General features: G+C 69.4%; 13 protein-coding genes. 2 read left to right on the top strand and 11 right to left on the bottom strand.

What is annotated here, in order from left to right; all coding sequences use genetic code 11:
- Window positions 1–135: 135 nt before the first annotated feature.
- The 6 genes from ACZ7LS_RS14055 to ACZ7LS_RS14030 all read right to left on the bottom strand — a co-directional run bounded on the left by ACZ7LS_RS14055 (window position 136) and on the right by ACZ7LS_RS14030 (window position 5,164).
- The gene (locus ACZ7LS_RS14055; protein ID WP_382528829.1) at window positions 136–468 is read right to left on the bottom strand and encodes a nucleoside triphosphate pyrophosphohydrolase family protein; all 333 of its coding nucleotides are present in this window, start codon (window positions 466–468) and stop codon (window positions 136–138) included.
- Window positions 469–631: 163 nt separating this feature from the next.
- Entirely contained in the window at window positions 632–994 is a 363-nt protein-coding gene (locus ACZ7LS_RS14050; protein ID WP_385134440.1) for a hypothetical protein, read from the bottom strand.
- Window positions 991–1,773 (bottom strand): ARMT1-like domain-containing protein, encoded by a 783-nt coding sequence (locus tag ACZ7LS_RS14045; RefSeq protein WP_385134438.1) that lies wholly within the window; start codon window positions 1,771–1,773, stop codon window positions 991–993. The genes ACZ7LS_RS14050 and ACZ7LS_RS14045 overlap by 4 nt, the downstream gene beginning before the upstream one ends.
- Window positions 1,774–2,100: 327 nt before the next feature.
- Window positions 2,101–2,601, bottom strand: a complete 501-nt coding sequence (locus ACZ7LS_RS14040; RefSeq protein ID WP_385134436.1) for a PEP-utilizing enzyme — start codon at window positions 2,599–2,601, stop codon at window positions 2,101–2,103.
- Between the two features lie 111 nt (window positions 2,602–2,712).
- The gene (locus ACZ7LS_RS14035) at window positions 2,713–4,131 is read right to left on the bottom strand and encodes a PEP/pyruvate-binding domain-containing protein (protein WP_385134434.1); all 1,419 of its coding nucleotides are present in this window, start codon (window positions 4,129–4,131) and stop codon (window positions 2,713–2,715) included.
- Between the two features lie 46 nt (window positions 4,132–4,177).
- Window positions 4,178–5,164, bottom strand: a complete 987-nt coding sequence (locus ACZ7LS_RS14030) for an AfsR/SARP family transcriptional regulator (RefSeq protein ID WP_385134432.1) — start codon at window positions 5,162–5,164, stop codon at window positions 4,178–4,180.
- 672 nt (window positions 5,165–5,836) lie between these two features.
- Here ACZ7LS_RS14030 and ACZ7LS_RS14025 point away from each other — a divergent pair.
- Window positions 5,837–6,226: a hypothetical protein gene (locus tag ACZ7LS_RS14025; RefSeq protein ID WP_382528814.1), complete on the top strand. Its 390-nt coding sequence runs from the start codon at window positions 5,837–5,839 to the stop codon at window positions 6,224–6,226.
- Between the two features lie 248 nt (window positions 6,227–6,474).
- Here ACZ7LS_RS14025 and ACZ7LS_RS14020 read toward each other — a convergent pair whose 3' ends face one another.
- From ACZ7LS_RS14020 to ACZ7LS_RS14010, 3 genes are all read right to left on the bottom strand, one after another.
- Window positions 6,475–7,587, bottom strand: a complete 1,113-nt coding sequence (locus ACZ7LS_RS14020) for an amidase domain-containing protein (RefSeq protein ID WP_385134491.1) — start codon at window positions 7,585–7,587, stop codon at window positions 6,475–6,477.
- Between the two features lie 172 nt (window positions 7,588–7,759).
- Window positions 7,760–9,049 (bottom strand): polysaccharide deacetylase family protein, encoded by a 1,290-nt coding sequence (locus ACZ7LS_RS14015; protein ID WP_382528811.1) that lies wholly within the window; start codon window positions 9,047–9,049, stop codon window positions 7,760–7,762.
- A 54-nt stretch (window positions 9,050–9,103) separates the two neighbouring features.
- Window positions 9,104–11,233 (bottom strand): transglycosylase domain-containing protein, encoded by a 2,130-nt coding sequence (locus ACZ7LS_RS14010; RefSeq protein WP_382528809.1) that lies wholly within the window; start codon window positions 11,231–11,233, stop codon window positions 9,104–9,106.
- Between the two features lie 666 nt (window positions 11,234–11,899).
- Between ACZ7LS_RS14010 and ACZ7LS_RS14005 the strand changes: the two genes are divergently transcribed.
- Complete coding sequence (locus ACZ7LS_RS14005; RefSeq protein ID WP_385134430.1) at window positions 11,900–12,277, top strand: hypothetical protein; 378 nt, start codon at window positions 11,900–11,902, stop codon at window positions 12,275–12,277.
- A 101-nt stretch (window positions 12,278–12,378) separates the two neighbouring features.
- Here the strand turns inward: ACZ7LS_RS14005 and ACZ7LS_RS14000 are convergent, their stop codons facing one another.
- On the bottom strand, window positions 12,379–13,599 hold the full coding sequence (locus tag ACZ7LS_RS14000; RefSeq protein WP_385134428.1) for an FAD-dependent monooxygenase: 1,221 nt from the start codon (window positions 13,597–13,599) through the stop codon (window positions 12,379–12,381).
- Window positions 13,596–14,993 carry an MFS transporter gene (locus tag ACZ7LS_RS13995; RefSeq protein ID WP_385134427.1) on the bottom strand — a complete coding sequence of 466 codons (1,398 nt, stop codon included), beginning with the start codon at window positions 14,991–14,993 and terminating at the stop codon, window positions 13,596–13,598. Before ACZ7LS_RS13995 ends, ACZ7LS_RS14000 begins: the two co-directional genes overlap by 4 nt.
- Window positions 14,994–15,013: the final 20 nt, after the last annotated feature.

Below are 15,013 nucleotides of genomic sequence, written 5' to 3'. Positions count from 1 at the left end.
ACCTACACACCGATCTCAAACTGACCCACCCCCCTTCCCGTAGTTGGTCGGTCACCCCCCCCCCCCCCCCCCCCCCCCCCCCCCACGTCACTGCTCACGCCGCGCCAGGCCGTGATGGGCGGACGCGGGGCGGCGTCAGCTCACCCATCCCTCCCGGCGATACGAGGCCAGCTTCTCCGAAGTGAGTGCCCGGAGGTCGTCGACACAGCCGTAGTGCATGGCGATGGTCACGGCACAGCGCACCACGTCCAGTACCTCTCTGGTGAGGTCGCTGACGTCCGGTTCGCCGTGGCGCTCGCGCTTGACGCCCATGCCCTCCAAGTGGTTGACCCGCTGGGCGACTTCCCCTGTCTCCTCGGCCAGGCGGGAGACGAGATGGAAGATGTCGTTGTGGCGGGGGAAGCGCGCGATCGCCCCGCCGGCAATGCGTTCCACTTCGTCCAGCCAGTCGGCTTCAGGCTCCGGCACGTGGGCTCCAAGGGTCGTGGGAGGGAGCGGCGGGTTCGGAGGAGAGGGCAGAGGAGGGGACGGGCCCGGCTGTCGCCCCTGTCGGCCCTGTCGCCCCTGTCGCCCCTGTCGCCCCTGTCGGCCCTGTCGGCCCTGTCGGCCCCTTCGTATCTGAGGTCCTCATCTACCCTGAGGCCCCCGTGAGTCGGTGCAGCCTCCGGATCACCCGTTCCCTCTCGCTCCTCAGCGCGGCACGCGTCCTGGGGGCGACCTGTTCGGCGAGTGATTCCAGCAGGTGCACATCGTCGCGGAGCAGGGCCGGTTCGGAGCACTGCTTGCGGCGCTCCCGGTCCATCAGGGTGCTCCAGCACAACCGGACTTCACGGCCGTCGGCGTACCGTACGGTACGGTCGCGGCGCCCCTCGAAACCCCAGTTCGTGTACTCGCCCGGCTCGGAGCGGACCAGAAACAGCGGCGCCGTGGTCGCGTCCACCCCCATCGCGCTTTCGTTGAACTCACTGACCAGCACGAACCCGGTGTACATCACTTGCTGATGCCCCCTTGGAACATCTCGTGGACGTTGGTGCCCTTCACGAACACGCATTGTGCTTCGTCCAGTGCCCTGGTGAGTTCCGGGGACAGCTTGCGCAGATTGGCCGTGGCCATGCTCGGGCCGGTGGTGCAGACGTCCGTGGCCCGCAACCGGCCGACGCCGAGCGCGCGCAGGCGTGGCGAGTCGAGCAGGCGCAGGACAAGCGCGGTGTCCGCGTCCGTGTAGCAGGGCAGGGACTTGGGCACCAGGGTGAGCTGGAGCCGGGGATTGGCCGCCACGAGGCGGTCGAGCAGCAGGAGGTCGATCACCGTCTCGGCGCAGTCGTCGGAGAACCACACCAACCGGCATGGTCCGTCCAGTACGTCGGCGCGGAAGGCCTCCCAGTGGTCGACGCGCAGTGGACGTTCGGCCAGTTCCCGGTACGTCGGCCACAGCCTTCGCGCCGCCTCGGCGGGATCACCCGAGTCGCCCACGGGCAGTGCCGTGCCGGGGCCGGGGGCGCGCAGCCTCTGCCCGGCGCCGATGAGTCCGGCGGCGAGGCTGTAGCGCAGCAGGGCGGAGAGGTCCCGCCCGCACCTCTCGGCGACCAACGAGGCGAGTTCCAGGGCTGCGTGGACGGAGCGGTGTGCGTAGGTCCGGTGCGTGACCACCGGTGCCCGGACATCGCCGAACACACAGTGCGCGATGACCCGGTCCACGACCGACGGCACCTCCTGGTTGGCCAGCGTCCGCGCCACCGGTGCCCCCGCCACGGAGTGGTCGAGCAGCCGCATCGTCTGTTCGTGGCAGAAGGCGACGACGGCCGGGTCGGCCCCCCCCGTGGTCGTCGCCGCCGTCGGCCGGTGGCGCCAGCCGTCGCAGCTTCCCCGCGATCACGCCGGAGAGCCACGGCCCGAAGTCGCACTCCGAAGGGTCGAACAGCACCTCGCCGTTCATCCGCTCGGCCGCCGTGAAGCCGTCGGGCACGAAGTCCGTACGTGTCAGCAGCCGCCGCCACGCCCCACTGCCCCGGGAGTCGTCACACAGCAGCTGTTCGACCAGGCGTGCGTCGTCCAGGTCGAGAACCCGCAATGCCGCTGTACACGGGGGCAGTTGGGGCGCTAGCACGTCTGCTCCCGGTCACTCAGGACCGTTACCCCGGCCGGCGAGATCTCCACTGCCATCCCGTCCCGCAGCCGCGCGGCACCGGGTGACACGATCGCCGGGACTCCTCGTTCGCGCAGCACGATGGCGGTGTGGCACAGGAGGTTGCCGCGCTGGAAGACGAAGCCCGCCGCGAGGTCCACCAGCGGGATGAGCCCCGCCGAGGGATACTCGGCCACCACGATGACGTTCTCGGCGCGGCCGACCGCGTCGACGGCGGCGGTGATCCGGGCGTCCGCCATGACCGCTGCGTTGTCCATGCCGGAGCCGACGACGCTGACCTCCAGCGCGCGGGCGGCCTCGTCGAGCTCCCCGAGGTCCGGCAGGCTGAGGACCGTACCCGAGGCGACACCGGCCGAGATCAGCTGCCCGCCGGGGGACGAGGGGGCGTCGAGGCGGCCGCCTTCGAGGCTGACATCACGGACCATGGCCCCGTCGTCGCCTGCGTACCACTCCACACGTGCCTCCCCGAGGGACTCGCACAGGGCACGGGTGACGCGGGCGATGTCCAGGATCTCGGCGTCGGACCGGTCGAAGGTGTACGGGGGTGTCTCCTCCGGGTGCCACCATCAGCCCTCGCCGGGCTCGACGCGGCACCGGCGCTCGAACGTCGCGATGTGCTCGCGGGCGACCTGCCCGGCGGGCGTGACAGTGAGGACCGACGGGACGAGCCCGCCCTCCTTGATGCCCGGAAGCCCGGCGGGAAACGCCTCGATGACGACGGTCCCGTCACTGAGCACGGCGGAAAAACCGGACGCCTCGGCGGGCACGATCTCCCCGATGTGCGCCGCGCAGAACGCCGGGTCGTCCAGCGGATTGCGGTCGTGTCCGCGCTTGAGATGGAGTGCGAGGTCCGCCAGCGGTGCGACAGTGCCGGTGCCGCGCGCGGCCCAGTTGACCTGGACGTACGCGGTGCGCAGATGACCGGCGAGCTCGTCCGCCAGGCGCGGCGCGTCCTCCGGGCGGTAGACGACGTACGCCTCGCGGTACGTCGGCACGTCGAGGACCGCGCACTGCCGCCGCAGCCAGATGTGCTTCATCAGGGCGCCTTCGAAGCGCCGTCGGCACAGGCCGAGGTCCGCGTCGTGCAGCGCGCCGACCTCGGAGTCGGGCCACCAGGCGGCGGCCGTCGGAGCGCGGGTCGCGGTGGCGTGTGTGATCGGCCGGGCCTGGAGCGTGTGGAGGCGGCCGTCGCTCCACACCCACTCGATGTCGAGTGGGTGGCCGAAGAGTCGTTCGCCTTGCCGGGCAAGGGAGTTGAGGGCGCCGCGGAGTCGGCGCGGCAGTGTGACGCCGGAGTCACCGTCACCTGCTGTGAGAGCGACGCGTCCGGCGCTGGCGCGCCCCGACGTGGTGTCGGTCGCGCTGCCCCAGGCGACATCGGTGATCGGCCCGTCGGCGTGCGTGACCGGATCCCGGGTGAACAGCACACCGTGCGCGTCGGGTCGCACCCAGGACTGGAGGAAAGCGGCGTACTCGCCGGGCAGTTGGCCGCGTGTGTACGACAGGACGCGGGCCGAGTACAGCGCCGCCCAGCAGCGGGCGAGCGCCGCGAGCACCTCCGGCACGGACTCCAGCGGGCCCTCGGACTCGAAGACACCGGCGAAGGACAGTCCGGCACCGTCCTCCACCGGAACGGACGAGCGCACCATCACGGGCCCCGCCGCGAGCAGCCGCCGTGCCGCCTCGCTCACCTCAGCGACCAGGTCGTCGGGCCATGGTGTGCGGGTCAGGGCACGGCGGATGAGTTCCAGGGAGCGGCCCGTGCCGGTGGGGATCGCGCCGAGGTCGCGCAGGTTGTGCTCGATCGACCGGCCGATGTCCGTGCGCGACGACACCTCGCCGAACCAGCGCGAGGTCACGCAGACGCCGTCCGGGACCGAATGGCCGGCCCCGTGCAGCCGGGCCAGGGCCTGTGCCTTCGCGCCCGTCAGCGGCGTGGGGAACCCGTCGGCTCGATACAGCGGTACGACTCTGTCCTGCTTCACCTTGACTCCTGTCCTCTGTTTCCTCCGCCCCGGCCCGTGCCGGACGTCAGGCGGCGCTCCGCAGGTCGACGCGGAGCGGCGCGCCGGACTCGCCAGTCGCCTCGTAGACCTTGAACTCGTACATGTCGATGACCCGGACGCTGCCGTCGGGGTAGATGCCGTACTGGTGGTGTGTACGGGTCTCCGCGGTCGACTTGAACCGCTTGCCGTCCCCGCCCTTGATACTGATCGCGTTCACGACCGGGCTGTCCCCGACGTACGAGCCCAGGTCGTAGATGTCCTTCGCCGAGACACGGCGCGGATCGGCCATGGCCTTCTCCGACTCGTCGGGGCGCAGCCCGGCCTGCTCCAGTGCCCGCGCCATGAACTGGAGCGCCTCGACGAGATCCTCGCGACCGATGAAGTCCGGCTCCTGGGGCGGGAGATGAGCCGGAATGGGCAGTGGCCGAGGACTTGGCGACGCTTCCGGCCGCTCCTTCGCCCGCTCGCTCTCCTCCCCATCCGGCTCCCCAGCCGCCTCCGCGCCGCCGACGAGGCTGAGCACCTCGGACGCCGGGGGCGCCAGGGCGGGGTCGCGCTCAAGGATGCGCTGGTGCAGCTCGGCGAGCGCGGGGCCCGGTTCCACCCCGAGTTCGTCGATGAGGAGCTGCCGGGCGCCGCGGAAGACGCCGAGCGCGTCGGCGGACCGCCCCGCCTGGTACAGAGCCGTCATCAGCAGGCTGTAGGGACGTTCGCGCAGGGGGTGTTCTGTGGTCAACCCGGTGAGTTCCGGCACGCAGCGCGCCGCCAGGCCCAGCGCGAGTTCGTACGCCAGACGCTCTTCGAGCAGGGTCAGGCGCAGCTCGCCGAACCGCTGGCGCTGCCGCTCCGCGAACGGGCCCGGCATACCGGCGAGCGGCTCGCCCTCCCACAACTCCAGTGCCCGCCGAAGCAGTTCTTTCGCCTGCTCGGGCCGCCCCTGCGCACCGGCCTGGTCCGCCTGGGCCGTGAGTATCCGCCGCCAGCGCCAGGCGTACGTCCGCAACGTCGACACGCCTTCGCGGGCGGGGTCGTGCCCCACAGCGCATCGGACAGATCGGCCGCCCCGGCGACACGGCCCGGCCTGAGCAGCAGCGCGGCGAGCATCGCCTGCTGCTGCGGATACCCCGCGGCGAGGGGGACGCCGTCCCGGAGGATCCGTAGCGGGCCGAGCAGCGAGAACCGGAGATGTGCCATGGTGCCTGACTCTTCTCGTACACGTTGACTGGGTGGGTGGTGATGAATGAGACCGTGATCTACATGCGCCGGTTCCGTAGGTGCTCCTGGCAACCGTCTACGGCTGCCGGCCCGGGAAAGGCCGGGTGAGGCAGGGGAGGGCAGGGCAGGGCCCTGGTCGAGGACGGAGGGGCGTTCTGTGAGGCGGAAAGCAGATCAGGCCTGTTGATTCAATATTCGTTTCACCATACTGTCGACGCGTGCGACCCTTCGATTCAGTTATTGAATCGTTGATTGCTCGAAGTCGTCGATCTGGCTGAGAGTCGCCAATTGTCATATTCCAGCCCGGCGTGCGCCGGTGTTCTCGGGATGTGCAAGCGTCCTGTTTTTTCGCGCTGTCGACCCGTACGAGTGACAGAATTAACTTGCTCTGGCCGCCCCTCGATTTGAGTGCCATAAAGGTGAAGGAGCTTCCCTTGCTCCTCCACCCGCACTCAAGAAAGAGGAATGCATGTCCACCAGAGCGAAGACTGTAGCGGCACTCGCGGCACTCTCGATTGCCAGCGTTGGGATCGTGGCGGCCACCTCCGCGATGGCTGTCAACACGACGGCTGCCGACCCGGGCGCCAAGGCGGTGACGAAGGTCAGGGTCGTTGAGGGCGACGCGCTGCTCTTCAGGGGCGGGGAGAATGAATGGGGCGAGGTCTGGGGACCCCGTTACCAGGGCACCGGAGAGCGGACCGCGCGGATCGACTGCCAGTACCGCACGGGAAGCGGCCCCGAACGCAGCAGGTGGTACCACCTCAATGGGCAGGATCACGTAGGCGCGGGGGCGGTCTACATTTCCGACTCGAAAGTCTCGCCCAAGCCGAATCTCCCCACCTGTGCGAACCATCCGTAAATGATGGATTCGCAGGCCGTGTGCTTTATGGGCCGCCGCCTGCTTTCGCGACGTGCCCCATTATGTGACGGATCGGCAAACGCCTGATCAGGCTGATCCTGCACCGGGCCACCGTGCGAACAATCGCCTCCGGCAATTCAATTTCCGGAGTGACGGCGAACACCACCCGCGGATGGGACCGTCGGTTTCGATCCACGCGAAACGCTCGGCCGGGAGACCCCGGCCGAGCGTTTCGCGTCAGGCACCGCTCAGGTGCGGTAGGCGTAGTACGCCGCGCTCGGGTACGAGGCGATGAGGCTGGCCACCGACCTGTTGTAGGTGTCGATGGAGTGGTACGTGAGGTACGGCACGCCCTGCTGGCTGCGGGAGGTGACGATCATCGTGTGGTCCTTGGAGCCGTCCTTGTCGAAGTCCAGCTGGAGCACATCACCGATGTCCATCTGGTACACGTTGGCAAGGCTGGTGACCCGTGCCGACGACAGCGCGAACCAGGAGAACTCATTGACTCCCACGAAGGAGTACGACTGGATCTCGGCGTTGCCGAACCACTTGTGGAAGTCCGTCACGTAGCCGGGAATGTGCTTCCAGCCGCCGGCCTTCAAGGACTGGCTGACGAAGTTGGTGCAGTCGCCGCCCGCTCCGGCGCCGTCGAAGCTCGGGTACTCCGGGTTGTAGTTCTTCCAGTGCTTCGTCGCGTAGGCCGCCATGGCGTTGTAGTCGTACCCACTGGCGGTGAAATTCTTCGGGTTGGCCGGCGCCGGACGCGTGATGGCCGCGCGGGGCGCCGAGGGCGGGTCGTCGGCGGCGGCCACCGGCGCGGCGGCGGACGGCTTCGCGACCTGGTTCACCGCGAGGTAGCCGGCGTCGGTGTCACGGACGGCGGTCAGCTGCCAGCCGCCCTCGCGGTCGGCCTGGAAGGTCAGTTCGTGGTGGGCCTTGAACCCGGTGGTCTTCGGCTCGGTGCCCTTCGCCTTCGCGTACGTCAGGGTCGTCTTCTCGGTGACGGCGACCGTGGCGTTCCTGCCCGCCACCCGGGTGGCGTCCAGCGTGACACTGGTGCTGGTTCCGCTGTACGTCTCGCCGAGACGAGCCAGGCGGGACTTGCGGGCGCGGAGTTCTTCGAGCGTCGAACCCTCCTCACGCGCCTGCGTGCCGGACAACCGCACCTTTCCGGCGAAGCCGGACGTGCGCTGCCGGGCCGCGCTCGGGGCGTCGTCCTCCACCAGCGCCCGGGTGCGGTCGGCGAAGACCGCTTCGGCCAGCCGCTGGAAGGTGGCCTTGGTCGCCGGATCCACCGTCGGGTCGTCGAGGACCGCCGCGCCCGCGCTCCAGCCGGGCCCGAGCCCGATGCCGGCGACCATCGAGACCGCCGCCACCGTGACTATGCCGGCGCGGCTCCGCCCACGGCTTGCTCTTCTCGTTTTCAATGAGGTTCCTTCTCTTCGGTGCACCTACTGGGCGATCGCATCTTCACACGAGATGTGCGTGGGATGTGAAGTGATGAGCACAAGTGGAACCAGACTGTTTCCAGGGTCACTTGACCACCGTGGACCAGTCCGGTGACTGCGCCGGATCCAGTCCGCGCAGGCGCTCCAGCGTCTCGGGCTTCTGTACGTCGAGCCAGTCGGCGAGCTCCTTGAAGGACACACACTTGACGCCCTTCTTGGTGCAGACGTTCTTGATCACCTCGTCGACGGCGTTCATGTAGATGCCGCCGTTCCAGTCCTCGAAGTGATTGCCGATGAACAGCGGAGCCCGGCTGCCGTAGTAGACACGATTGAACCCCGCCATGTAGGAATCGACGGTCTGCCGCTCCCAGTCGGGGTACTTGGCCGGGTCGCCCTCGGTCTCGCCGTCGGACTGGTTGTAGAGGAAGTTGAAGTCCATCGACAGGCCCTGGTACTCCCCGCCCGGATACGGGAGCATCTGCAGCGGAAGGCCCCAGATGCCGTCCTTCTTGGTCGGCCATATCTGGAACTCGCCGGGGGAGCTCGCGTCGTAGCGCCAGCCGTAACTCTTCATGGCCTTCAGCAGGTTCGGCTGGCCCTCCAGACAGGGCGCGCGTCCGCCGGTCACCTCCTTGCGGGGGTCGAACGGCAACGGAGGCATGTCCTTGTCACCGGTATTGGTCTTCCACTTCTCCACGAACTCGTAGAACTGGTCGATCTCGCTCTTCCACTCCGCCACGCTCCAGTCACCGCCCCCCTTGTCGCCGCAGAAGTGGCCGTTGAAGTGGGAGCCGATCTCGTGGCCGTCCTGGTAGGCCCCGGCGAGCTGCGTCAGGGTGGTTCGGATGTGCTCGTCGGTGGGGTAGCTGATCGCGGCGGAGCCCACCGGGTGCTGGGGCGGGCGATAGAGGTCCTTCTTGTCCTTGGGCAGCAGGTAGATGCCGGTGAGGAAGAAGGTCATGTGGGCGTCGTACTTCTTGGCCAGCTCCCGGTAGTGGGAGAAGAGCCGGTCGTCGCCCTCCAGCGCGCCGTCCCAGGAGAAGACGACGAACTGGGGTGGTTTCTCACCCGGTTTGAGCGGTTCCGCCCGCAACTGGTCTTTCTGCGGACCGGTGTAGGAGGTCGACCCGTCGCCGAGCACCTTGGTCTTGCCGTCCCATTCCGGCTCCTTGCTGGACTGCGCCGAGCCCCAGCCGGCCCATCCGTCGTCGCCACCGGAGGCGGCCTCGGCACCGTCGTCGGAGTGGTTCCACGCCAGGAAGCCCGCGACCACCGAGCAGACGACGACCAGGGCCGCCGCGAGGGTCACGAACCGGGTACGGGCGGTGCGCCGGGGTGCGCGCGCTTTGCGGCGGCGGCCGGGAGTCGACTTCATACGGGGCTCGAATCTGTGAGGGGGTACGGGTGCGGGTACGGTGCCGACAGCCGGTCAGCCCAGTGGGCTCATGGCGCCGGCCCAGATGTCGTACGGGACGCTGTCGGCGGCGGTTCCCGCGATCCCCTTCAGAGGCAGCGGTTCGAGGCTCTTGGCCAGATCGATGCGGTAGACGACCACGGCAGTCGTCACAGCGCGGGCCGTGCCGACGTACCAGGCGGCGGTGTCGTTCGCGGTGGTGCCGGCCTTGCCGGACACAGCTGCGCCGTCGGGAGCGGCGTCCGGGTGGGCGGAGCGGATGGAATCCGTGAGGGCCTGCGTCACTTCCTCGGCCACCCGGGGGTCGATCGCGCGGCGCGCGTGCGGCAGGTCCAGCCGCACGGTCGAGCCGTTCTTGGTGATGCGGCGCACGGAGTACGGCTCGGTGTGCTGCCCCGCGGCGGCGAAGGTGGCGTAGCCGCTGGCCATACGGATCGCACTCGGTGTGGAACTGCCCAGGGACAGGGCGGGGACCTGCGGCCCCATGCTCGACGACAGCAATCCGGCCGCCAGCGCCGTCTGCTTCACCTTGTCCAGGCCGGTGTCCATGCCCAACTGCATGAAGGGGGTGTTCACCGACTCGGCGAGGGCCTCGCGCAGCGTGATCCGGCCCCATGACTTGCGGCCGTCGTTGCGGGCGGCGACCTTCTTGCCGGCGCGGTCCCAGTAGGGGCCCTCCGGCGTGACGACGGGCACATGGTCGTCGCCGTCGTAGAGGGACTCCGGGGTGACGGGCTCCCGGGGCGCGTCGCGCTGCTTGACGGCGCCGTGCTCCAGCCCCGCCGCGTAGACGAACGGCAGGAAGGCCGAACCGGCCGGAACCGTCGTGGCGTTGGACTCGTTGTAGCCCTGCTTGCGGTGGTCAGGACCACCGTAGACGGCGAGGATACGGCCGTCGGTGGCCACCGACGCGGCGCCGTAGTGGGCGGTGACCGCCGCGTCCGGATGGGTCCTTCGGGCCTCCTCGCGCGCCTTGGTCACCTCGTCGTCGAGTGCCGCCTCCCGCTTGCGGTCGAAGGTGGTGTAGATCTGGTAGCCGCCCAGGTCGAACTGTTTGGCCGAAATCCCGCCCGTCTTCCTGGCGTGCTGGGAGGCGAGTTCCACGAGATAGTCGCTCTGCTGACCGGTGTCGTAGAGCGGGTTCTGCTTGAGCGGCTCGGGGAAGGTGCGGTAGCCGGCCCGCTCGGACGCCGACAGCTTGCCGATCTCGACCATCCGGTCCAGGATCCAGCTCCAGCGCTCCACGGCCCGGTCATGGTTGGCGGCGCTCAGCGTGGGGTCGTACAGGCCCGCGCCCTTGAGCAGCGAGGAGAGGAAAGCGGCCTCGCTCGCGTTGAGTTCGCTGACATCCTTGCCGTAATACGCCTGCGCGGCGCGCTGGATGCCGTAGGTGCCGCGGCCGAACCAGCTGGTGTTGAGGTATCCCTCCAGGATGTCGTCTTTGCTCATCTGGTTGTCGAGCTTGAGAGCCATCATCGCCTCGGTGAACTTGCGGCTGATGCTCTGGTCCTGGTTCAGGTAGACGTTCTTGACGTACTGCTGGGTGATGGTCGAGCCGCCCTGTGTGTCACCCCGGCCGATCGTGCGCCACAGCGCGCGGGTGAGGCCCTTGGAGGAGATGCCGGGGTCGGTGTAGAAGCTCTCGTTCTCGGCCGCCAGCACGGCCGAGACGACATCCTGCGGTATGTCCTTCAGCGGCATCGCCTGCCGCTGTACCCAGCCGGTGCGGGCCATGGGGGTGCCGTCGGACCAGAAGTACACGTTGTCCTGCTGGGTGGCGTACGTGTTCAGGTTCTCCGGTATGTCCGTCGAGGCGTAGGCGATGCCCAGGAACAGCCCGGTCAGCCCGAAGGCTGTCAGCGTTCCGCCCAGCCACTGCCGCAAGGAGGGCACCCAGCGGCGCCAACCGGAGCGGCCCGGGCGCGGATAGCGTGGCCTGAACCGGCGAGCGTACGACAGCGGCCGCCCGGCGAGGGGGGCCAGGAGCGTGCCCATGCGCATGCCGGCGGACGGCGGACGCGCGGCCTTACGCCGGTCGGCCCGCCCGCTGGACGGCTCCGTCCGCCGTGCCTGCAACCGCATGGTCTCGTCGGCGGGCGGAGTCGACTCCGCGCGCTCGGACGGCGGGGGCACCTTGAGCTGCATGGTGCGTTCGGGATCGGCGGGCGTGGCTGCCCGGACACCACTGTGCCTGCCACCTGGCCCCGCCCCCTGCGAAGCGATCCGTCGGCCCGACGGCCTGCGGCTCTCTTCCGGGCCCCCCGGCCCCTGCCCTGCCTCTGTCATGGCTGGGTCTCACTCCCCACTACGTGCGGCCCGTACGGGTCGACACGGCTGCCGCTGACGCGGCTGCCATCCCCCCAGCCGCTTTGCGGCCCTTGCGGTCATACAAAATTATCAGCGATCTTTTCAAGTTCTCCGCACAAGAGCCGGACAGAACACAACTCACAGGAAACGCGGGGTGGCCCGGCCCGGGACGGTCCTGCGCACAGAGCAACTCGCGACCGTCTCCGGCTTCTTCGGGGGCGGGCCGTCAGGGCGCTGCCGGTCGAGCAGGGCTGACTTGTCGACGTGCGAGGCGTGGTGCCATGGCACGGTGTGCGGTTCGCGTGAAGATCGCCAACTGATGCGGTGGGATACTGTTCCGCCGGGGGAGACGGCGGGTCGCCTTGTCCGCAGAGCCACTCGACGCCAGGACGCTGCTGGTGCCGACCGCCCCTGCCGGGCGTCCTCTTCTCCCGGGGGCCGGGCCGGGGCCGCGAGGCTCTCCGGAACGGCAGGAGATCGGGGAATCGGAGAATCGGGGAAAAGATGCCGGACGGGGAAGAGCACTGGAACGCGGTGCTGGTCGACATCCTGATGAGCCGGAAGATCGGACCGGCCCATGTGAAGCTGGTGGGTGATCTTCTCTCGGTCACCGCCCAGTTGGACATGGCCGGCACACGGCGCCGCGGGTCGGCCTTCCCGCTGGACAGCATCATCGAGTACGACGAGAGGGTCACACCGCTGGAAGAGGCGTACCGCGCCGCCTGGCGGGCGGTCGACGCCGCGCCTGACAGGGAGCGGCGCCGACCCGAGCAGGACCGGCTCAGGGCCGCGCTGGCGGATGCCGTGGAGGGCATCGCGGAGCTGGCGCGGGACTGGGGAGTCCAGGTGGAGCTCCATCGCTTCGGCGCACCCGGGCGGTAGGTCCCCGACGTCCCGAGCGCCTGTCTCCGAGGCCGGGCGAGCGTTTGCCCAGGGCGAATCGTCGAGCCGCGAGCGAGCGCGGCGGGTCTCCTCCGCCGGGCTTACGTCGTGGACATGAGATCGGGCAGGGTGAGGGCCGAGTGGGCCGGGCGGCCCGTCGCCTCGGGGATGGCGCTGAGATCGCGGAGCCTTTCGTTGCGCTGCTCCAGGGCCTCGGCGGTGGCCGGGAAGAGCGTGGCCCCGCCCTCGCCCACCAGTCCCTGGTTCACGGTCACGAACCCGCGGGTGTCGTGTTCGTAGGCGGCGAAGCCCGCGGTGTGGTCCCGGCCGGCCAGGGAGGCGGCGAGCATGTACGCGCCGACGAGCGCGAGGCTGGTGCCCTGGCCGGTGAGGAACGAGGGGGCGTACGCGGCGTCGCCCACCAGCGCGACCCTGCCGCTGGACCAGCGGGGCATACGGATCTGACTGACCCCGTCGAAGAACACGTCGTCCGCGTCGCGCATGGCGGCCAGCATGCCGGGGACCTCCCAGCCCGCGCCGGCGAAGACCTGGGCGACCAGGTCCCGTTGGGCTTCGGGGTCCGAGAACGCGTCGAACGGCGCTTCCGGCTGGGCGAAGTTCAGAAAGGCATGCACCTCGTCGTGGTCGCCCACGGCGTAGAGCGCCGCGGCCCTGCCCGGGGTGTTCCACATCACGGTCTCGTGCGAGAGCCCGAAGGTGTTGCGCATGGTGAACACGGCGAAGCAGTAGCCGAGGTAGCGGCGGAACCGCACCTCAGGGCCGAACAGCGTCTTCCGGGTGCGTGAGTGCGTACCGTCCGCGCCGAACACCATGTCGAACGTGCGCGTGCCGCCCCCGCGGAAGGTGACATCGACCCCGTGGCCGGACTGGTCGAGGGTGTCGATGGAGTCGTTGAACAGGAACTCCACGTCGTCACGGACCGCCGCGTAGAGCGCCTCGGTCAGATCACCGCGCCGCACCTCCAGGTCCCGTCCCGCGACACCGCCGGTGACGGAGTGCGGGTGGACCGAGGCCACCGTGCCGCCGTCCCCGCCGAGGAAGGTGATCCGGCGCAGATCGATGTGTACGTCCCGCAGTCGGGGCAGGATTCCCATCCTCCGGACGACCTCCAGTGCGGTGCCGCGCACGTCGATGGGGTAACCACCGCTGCGCGGTGTGTCCGCCTTCTCCACCACGGTGACCTCGTATCCGTAGCGGTTCAGCCAGTACGCGAGGGCGGGACCCGCGATGCCGGCCCCGGAGATCAGGACCGTGCGCCCCAGCGTGGTTCGGATGCCCCTCGGCTGATCGGTGCGGGTCATTCCTTGACTCCATTGTTCATGGTGCGGACGACAAGCAGGGACAGCGCCGTGAGGGCGCCGGCGATGACGAAGCCGGTGACGAAGGCCGATTCGGCCGGGACCTCCGACCCGGCCGGGGTCGCGGCGGTGAGGAGCGCCCCACTGAGCTGCACACCCACGGCGAACCCGATCACGCGAGTCACCAGGACCAGACTGGTGGCGATGCCGGTGTCACTCCGGTCGACCGACGTGGCGGTGGTGGTCACCAGCGCCGTGACGCACAGGCCGTTGGCGAGCCCGATCAGCGCCTTGCCGACGACGAGGTGCCAGACCTCGGTGTGTACGGCTGCCAGGGCCAGCAGGCCGAAGGCCATCATGACGACGCCGGTGGCGACCACGGCACGTGAGCCGAAACGCCGCGCACCGATCCCGCCGATCGGCCCGGCCAGCGTCGAGGCCACGGCGCCGGGCAGCAGGAAGAAGCCGATCGCGGTGGCGTCGGCCCCGAATCCGTACGCGTCCTCGGACACCGCGAACAGTTGCGGTACGAGATAGACCGCCGCCGAGGTACCGACGCATATCAGGAAGGTCAGCACGCACGACTTCCACACCGCAGGCCGTGCCAGCATGCGCGGGTCGACCATCGGCGCCGCCGCACGGCGCTCGACGGCCACCCATCCGCTCACGAACGCGGCCAGAAGCAGGATGAGGGCGACGAGTACGAGTGGCTGCGAGGCGATGTCGGCTGCCAGCGCGAGTACGAGCATGAGCGTGACCAGCGTCCCGCTCAGGAGAAGCAGGCCGGCCCAGTCGATCCCGGCGTCGTCGGACCCGCCCGGCGGATCGTCCGGCATCAGCCTGTTCACCAGCAGCATGGACCCGATGACCGCGAACGTCGGCAGCGCGAACATCCAGTGCCGGGACAGCCCTTCGGCGACGGGTCCGGCGGCCAGCGTTCCCGCCATCCCGCCCCCCACGAACAGCCCGCTGACCACCCCGATAGCCACCTTCGACTCCCCTGCGGGGAGGTGTTTTCGCACCAGGATGAACGACAGGGGCAGCGCGCCCACCATCGCTCCCTGCAGTACCTGACCGAGCAGCAGCACCGGCAGGTTCGGCGCCAGGGCCGACACCAGCCCCCCGGCGGAGACCACCGCCATCAGCCGGATCAGGACCCGTTTCCCGCCGTAGCGGTCGCCGAACTTGCCGGCGACCGGCGTGATGAGCGCGCCGGTGATGAGGAGCACGATGCTGAGTAACGCCCCTTCGGCGGGGCTCATGGCCAACTCCCGTTGCAGGAGCGGAAGCGTCGGCGTCACCACCGACTCCAAGGCACCGGTGGCGACCGCCAGCACGCCGAGGGCCCCGACAGCGGCCTTACCGACGCGGGGCGGGGAAACCAGAGTCGCGGTCATGGACATCCTTTCCGTCATTG

This window comes from Streptomyces sp. NPDC039430 (genome assembly GCF_055639435.1).
This window is presented reverse-complemented; position numbering and strand designations above follow the sequence as displayed.

Bases quoted from the DNA above. Each gene is read 5' to 3' on its own strand.
- ACZ7LS_RS14045 (WP_385134438.1), bottom strand. From the start codon at position 1,773: ATGCGGCTGCTCGACCACTCCGTGGCGGGGGCACCGGTGGCGCGGACG.
- ACZ7LS_RS14025 (WP_382528814.1), top strand. From the start codon at position 5,837: ATGTCCACCAGAGCGAAGACTGTAGCGGCACTCGCGGCACTCTCGATT.
- ACZ7LS_RS14020 (WP_385134491.1), bottom strand. From the start codon at position 7,587: ATGGTCGCCGGCATCGGGCTCGGGCCCGGCTGGAGCGCGGGCGCGGCG.
- ACZ7LS_RS14015 (WP_382528811.1), bottom strand. From the start codon at position 9,049: ATGAAGTCGACTCCCGGCCGCCGCCGCAAAGCGCGCGCACCCCGGCGC.
- ACZ7LS_RS14010 (WP_382528809.1), bottom strand. From the start codon at position 11,233: ATGCAGCTCAAGGTGCCCCCGCCGTCCGAGCGCGCGGAGTCGACTCCG.
- ACZ7LS_RS14005 (WP_385134430.1), top strand. From the start codon at position 11,900: ATGCCGGACGGGGAAGAGCACTGGAACGCGGTGCTGGTCGACATCCTG.
- ACZ7LS_RS14000 (WP_385134428.1), bottom strand. From the start codon at position 13,599: ATGACCCGCACCGATCAGCCGAGGGGCATCCGAACCACGCTGGGGCGC.
- ACZ7LS_RS13995 (WP_385134427.1), bottom strand. From the start codon at position 14,993: ATGACCGCGACTCTGGTTTCCCCGCCCCGCGTCGGTAAGGCCGCTGTC.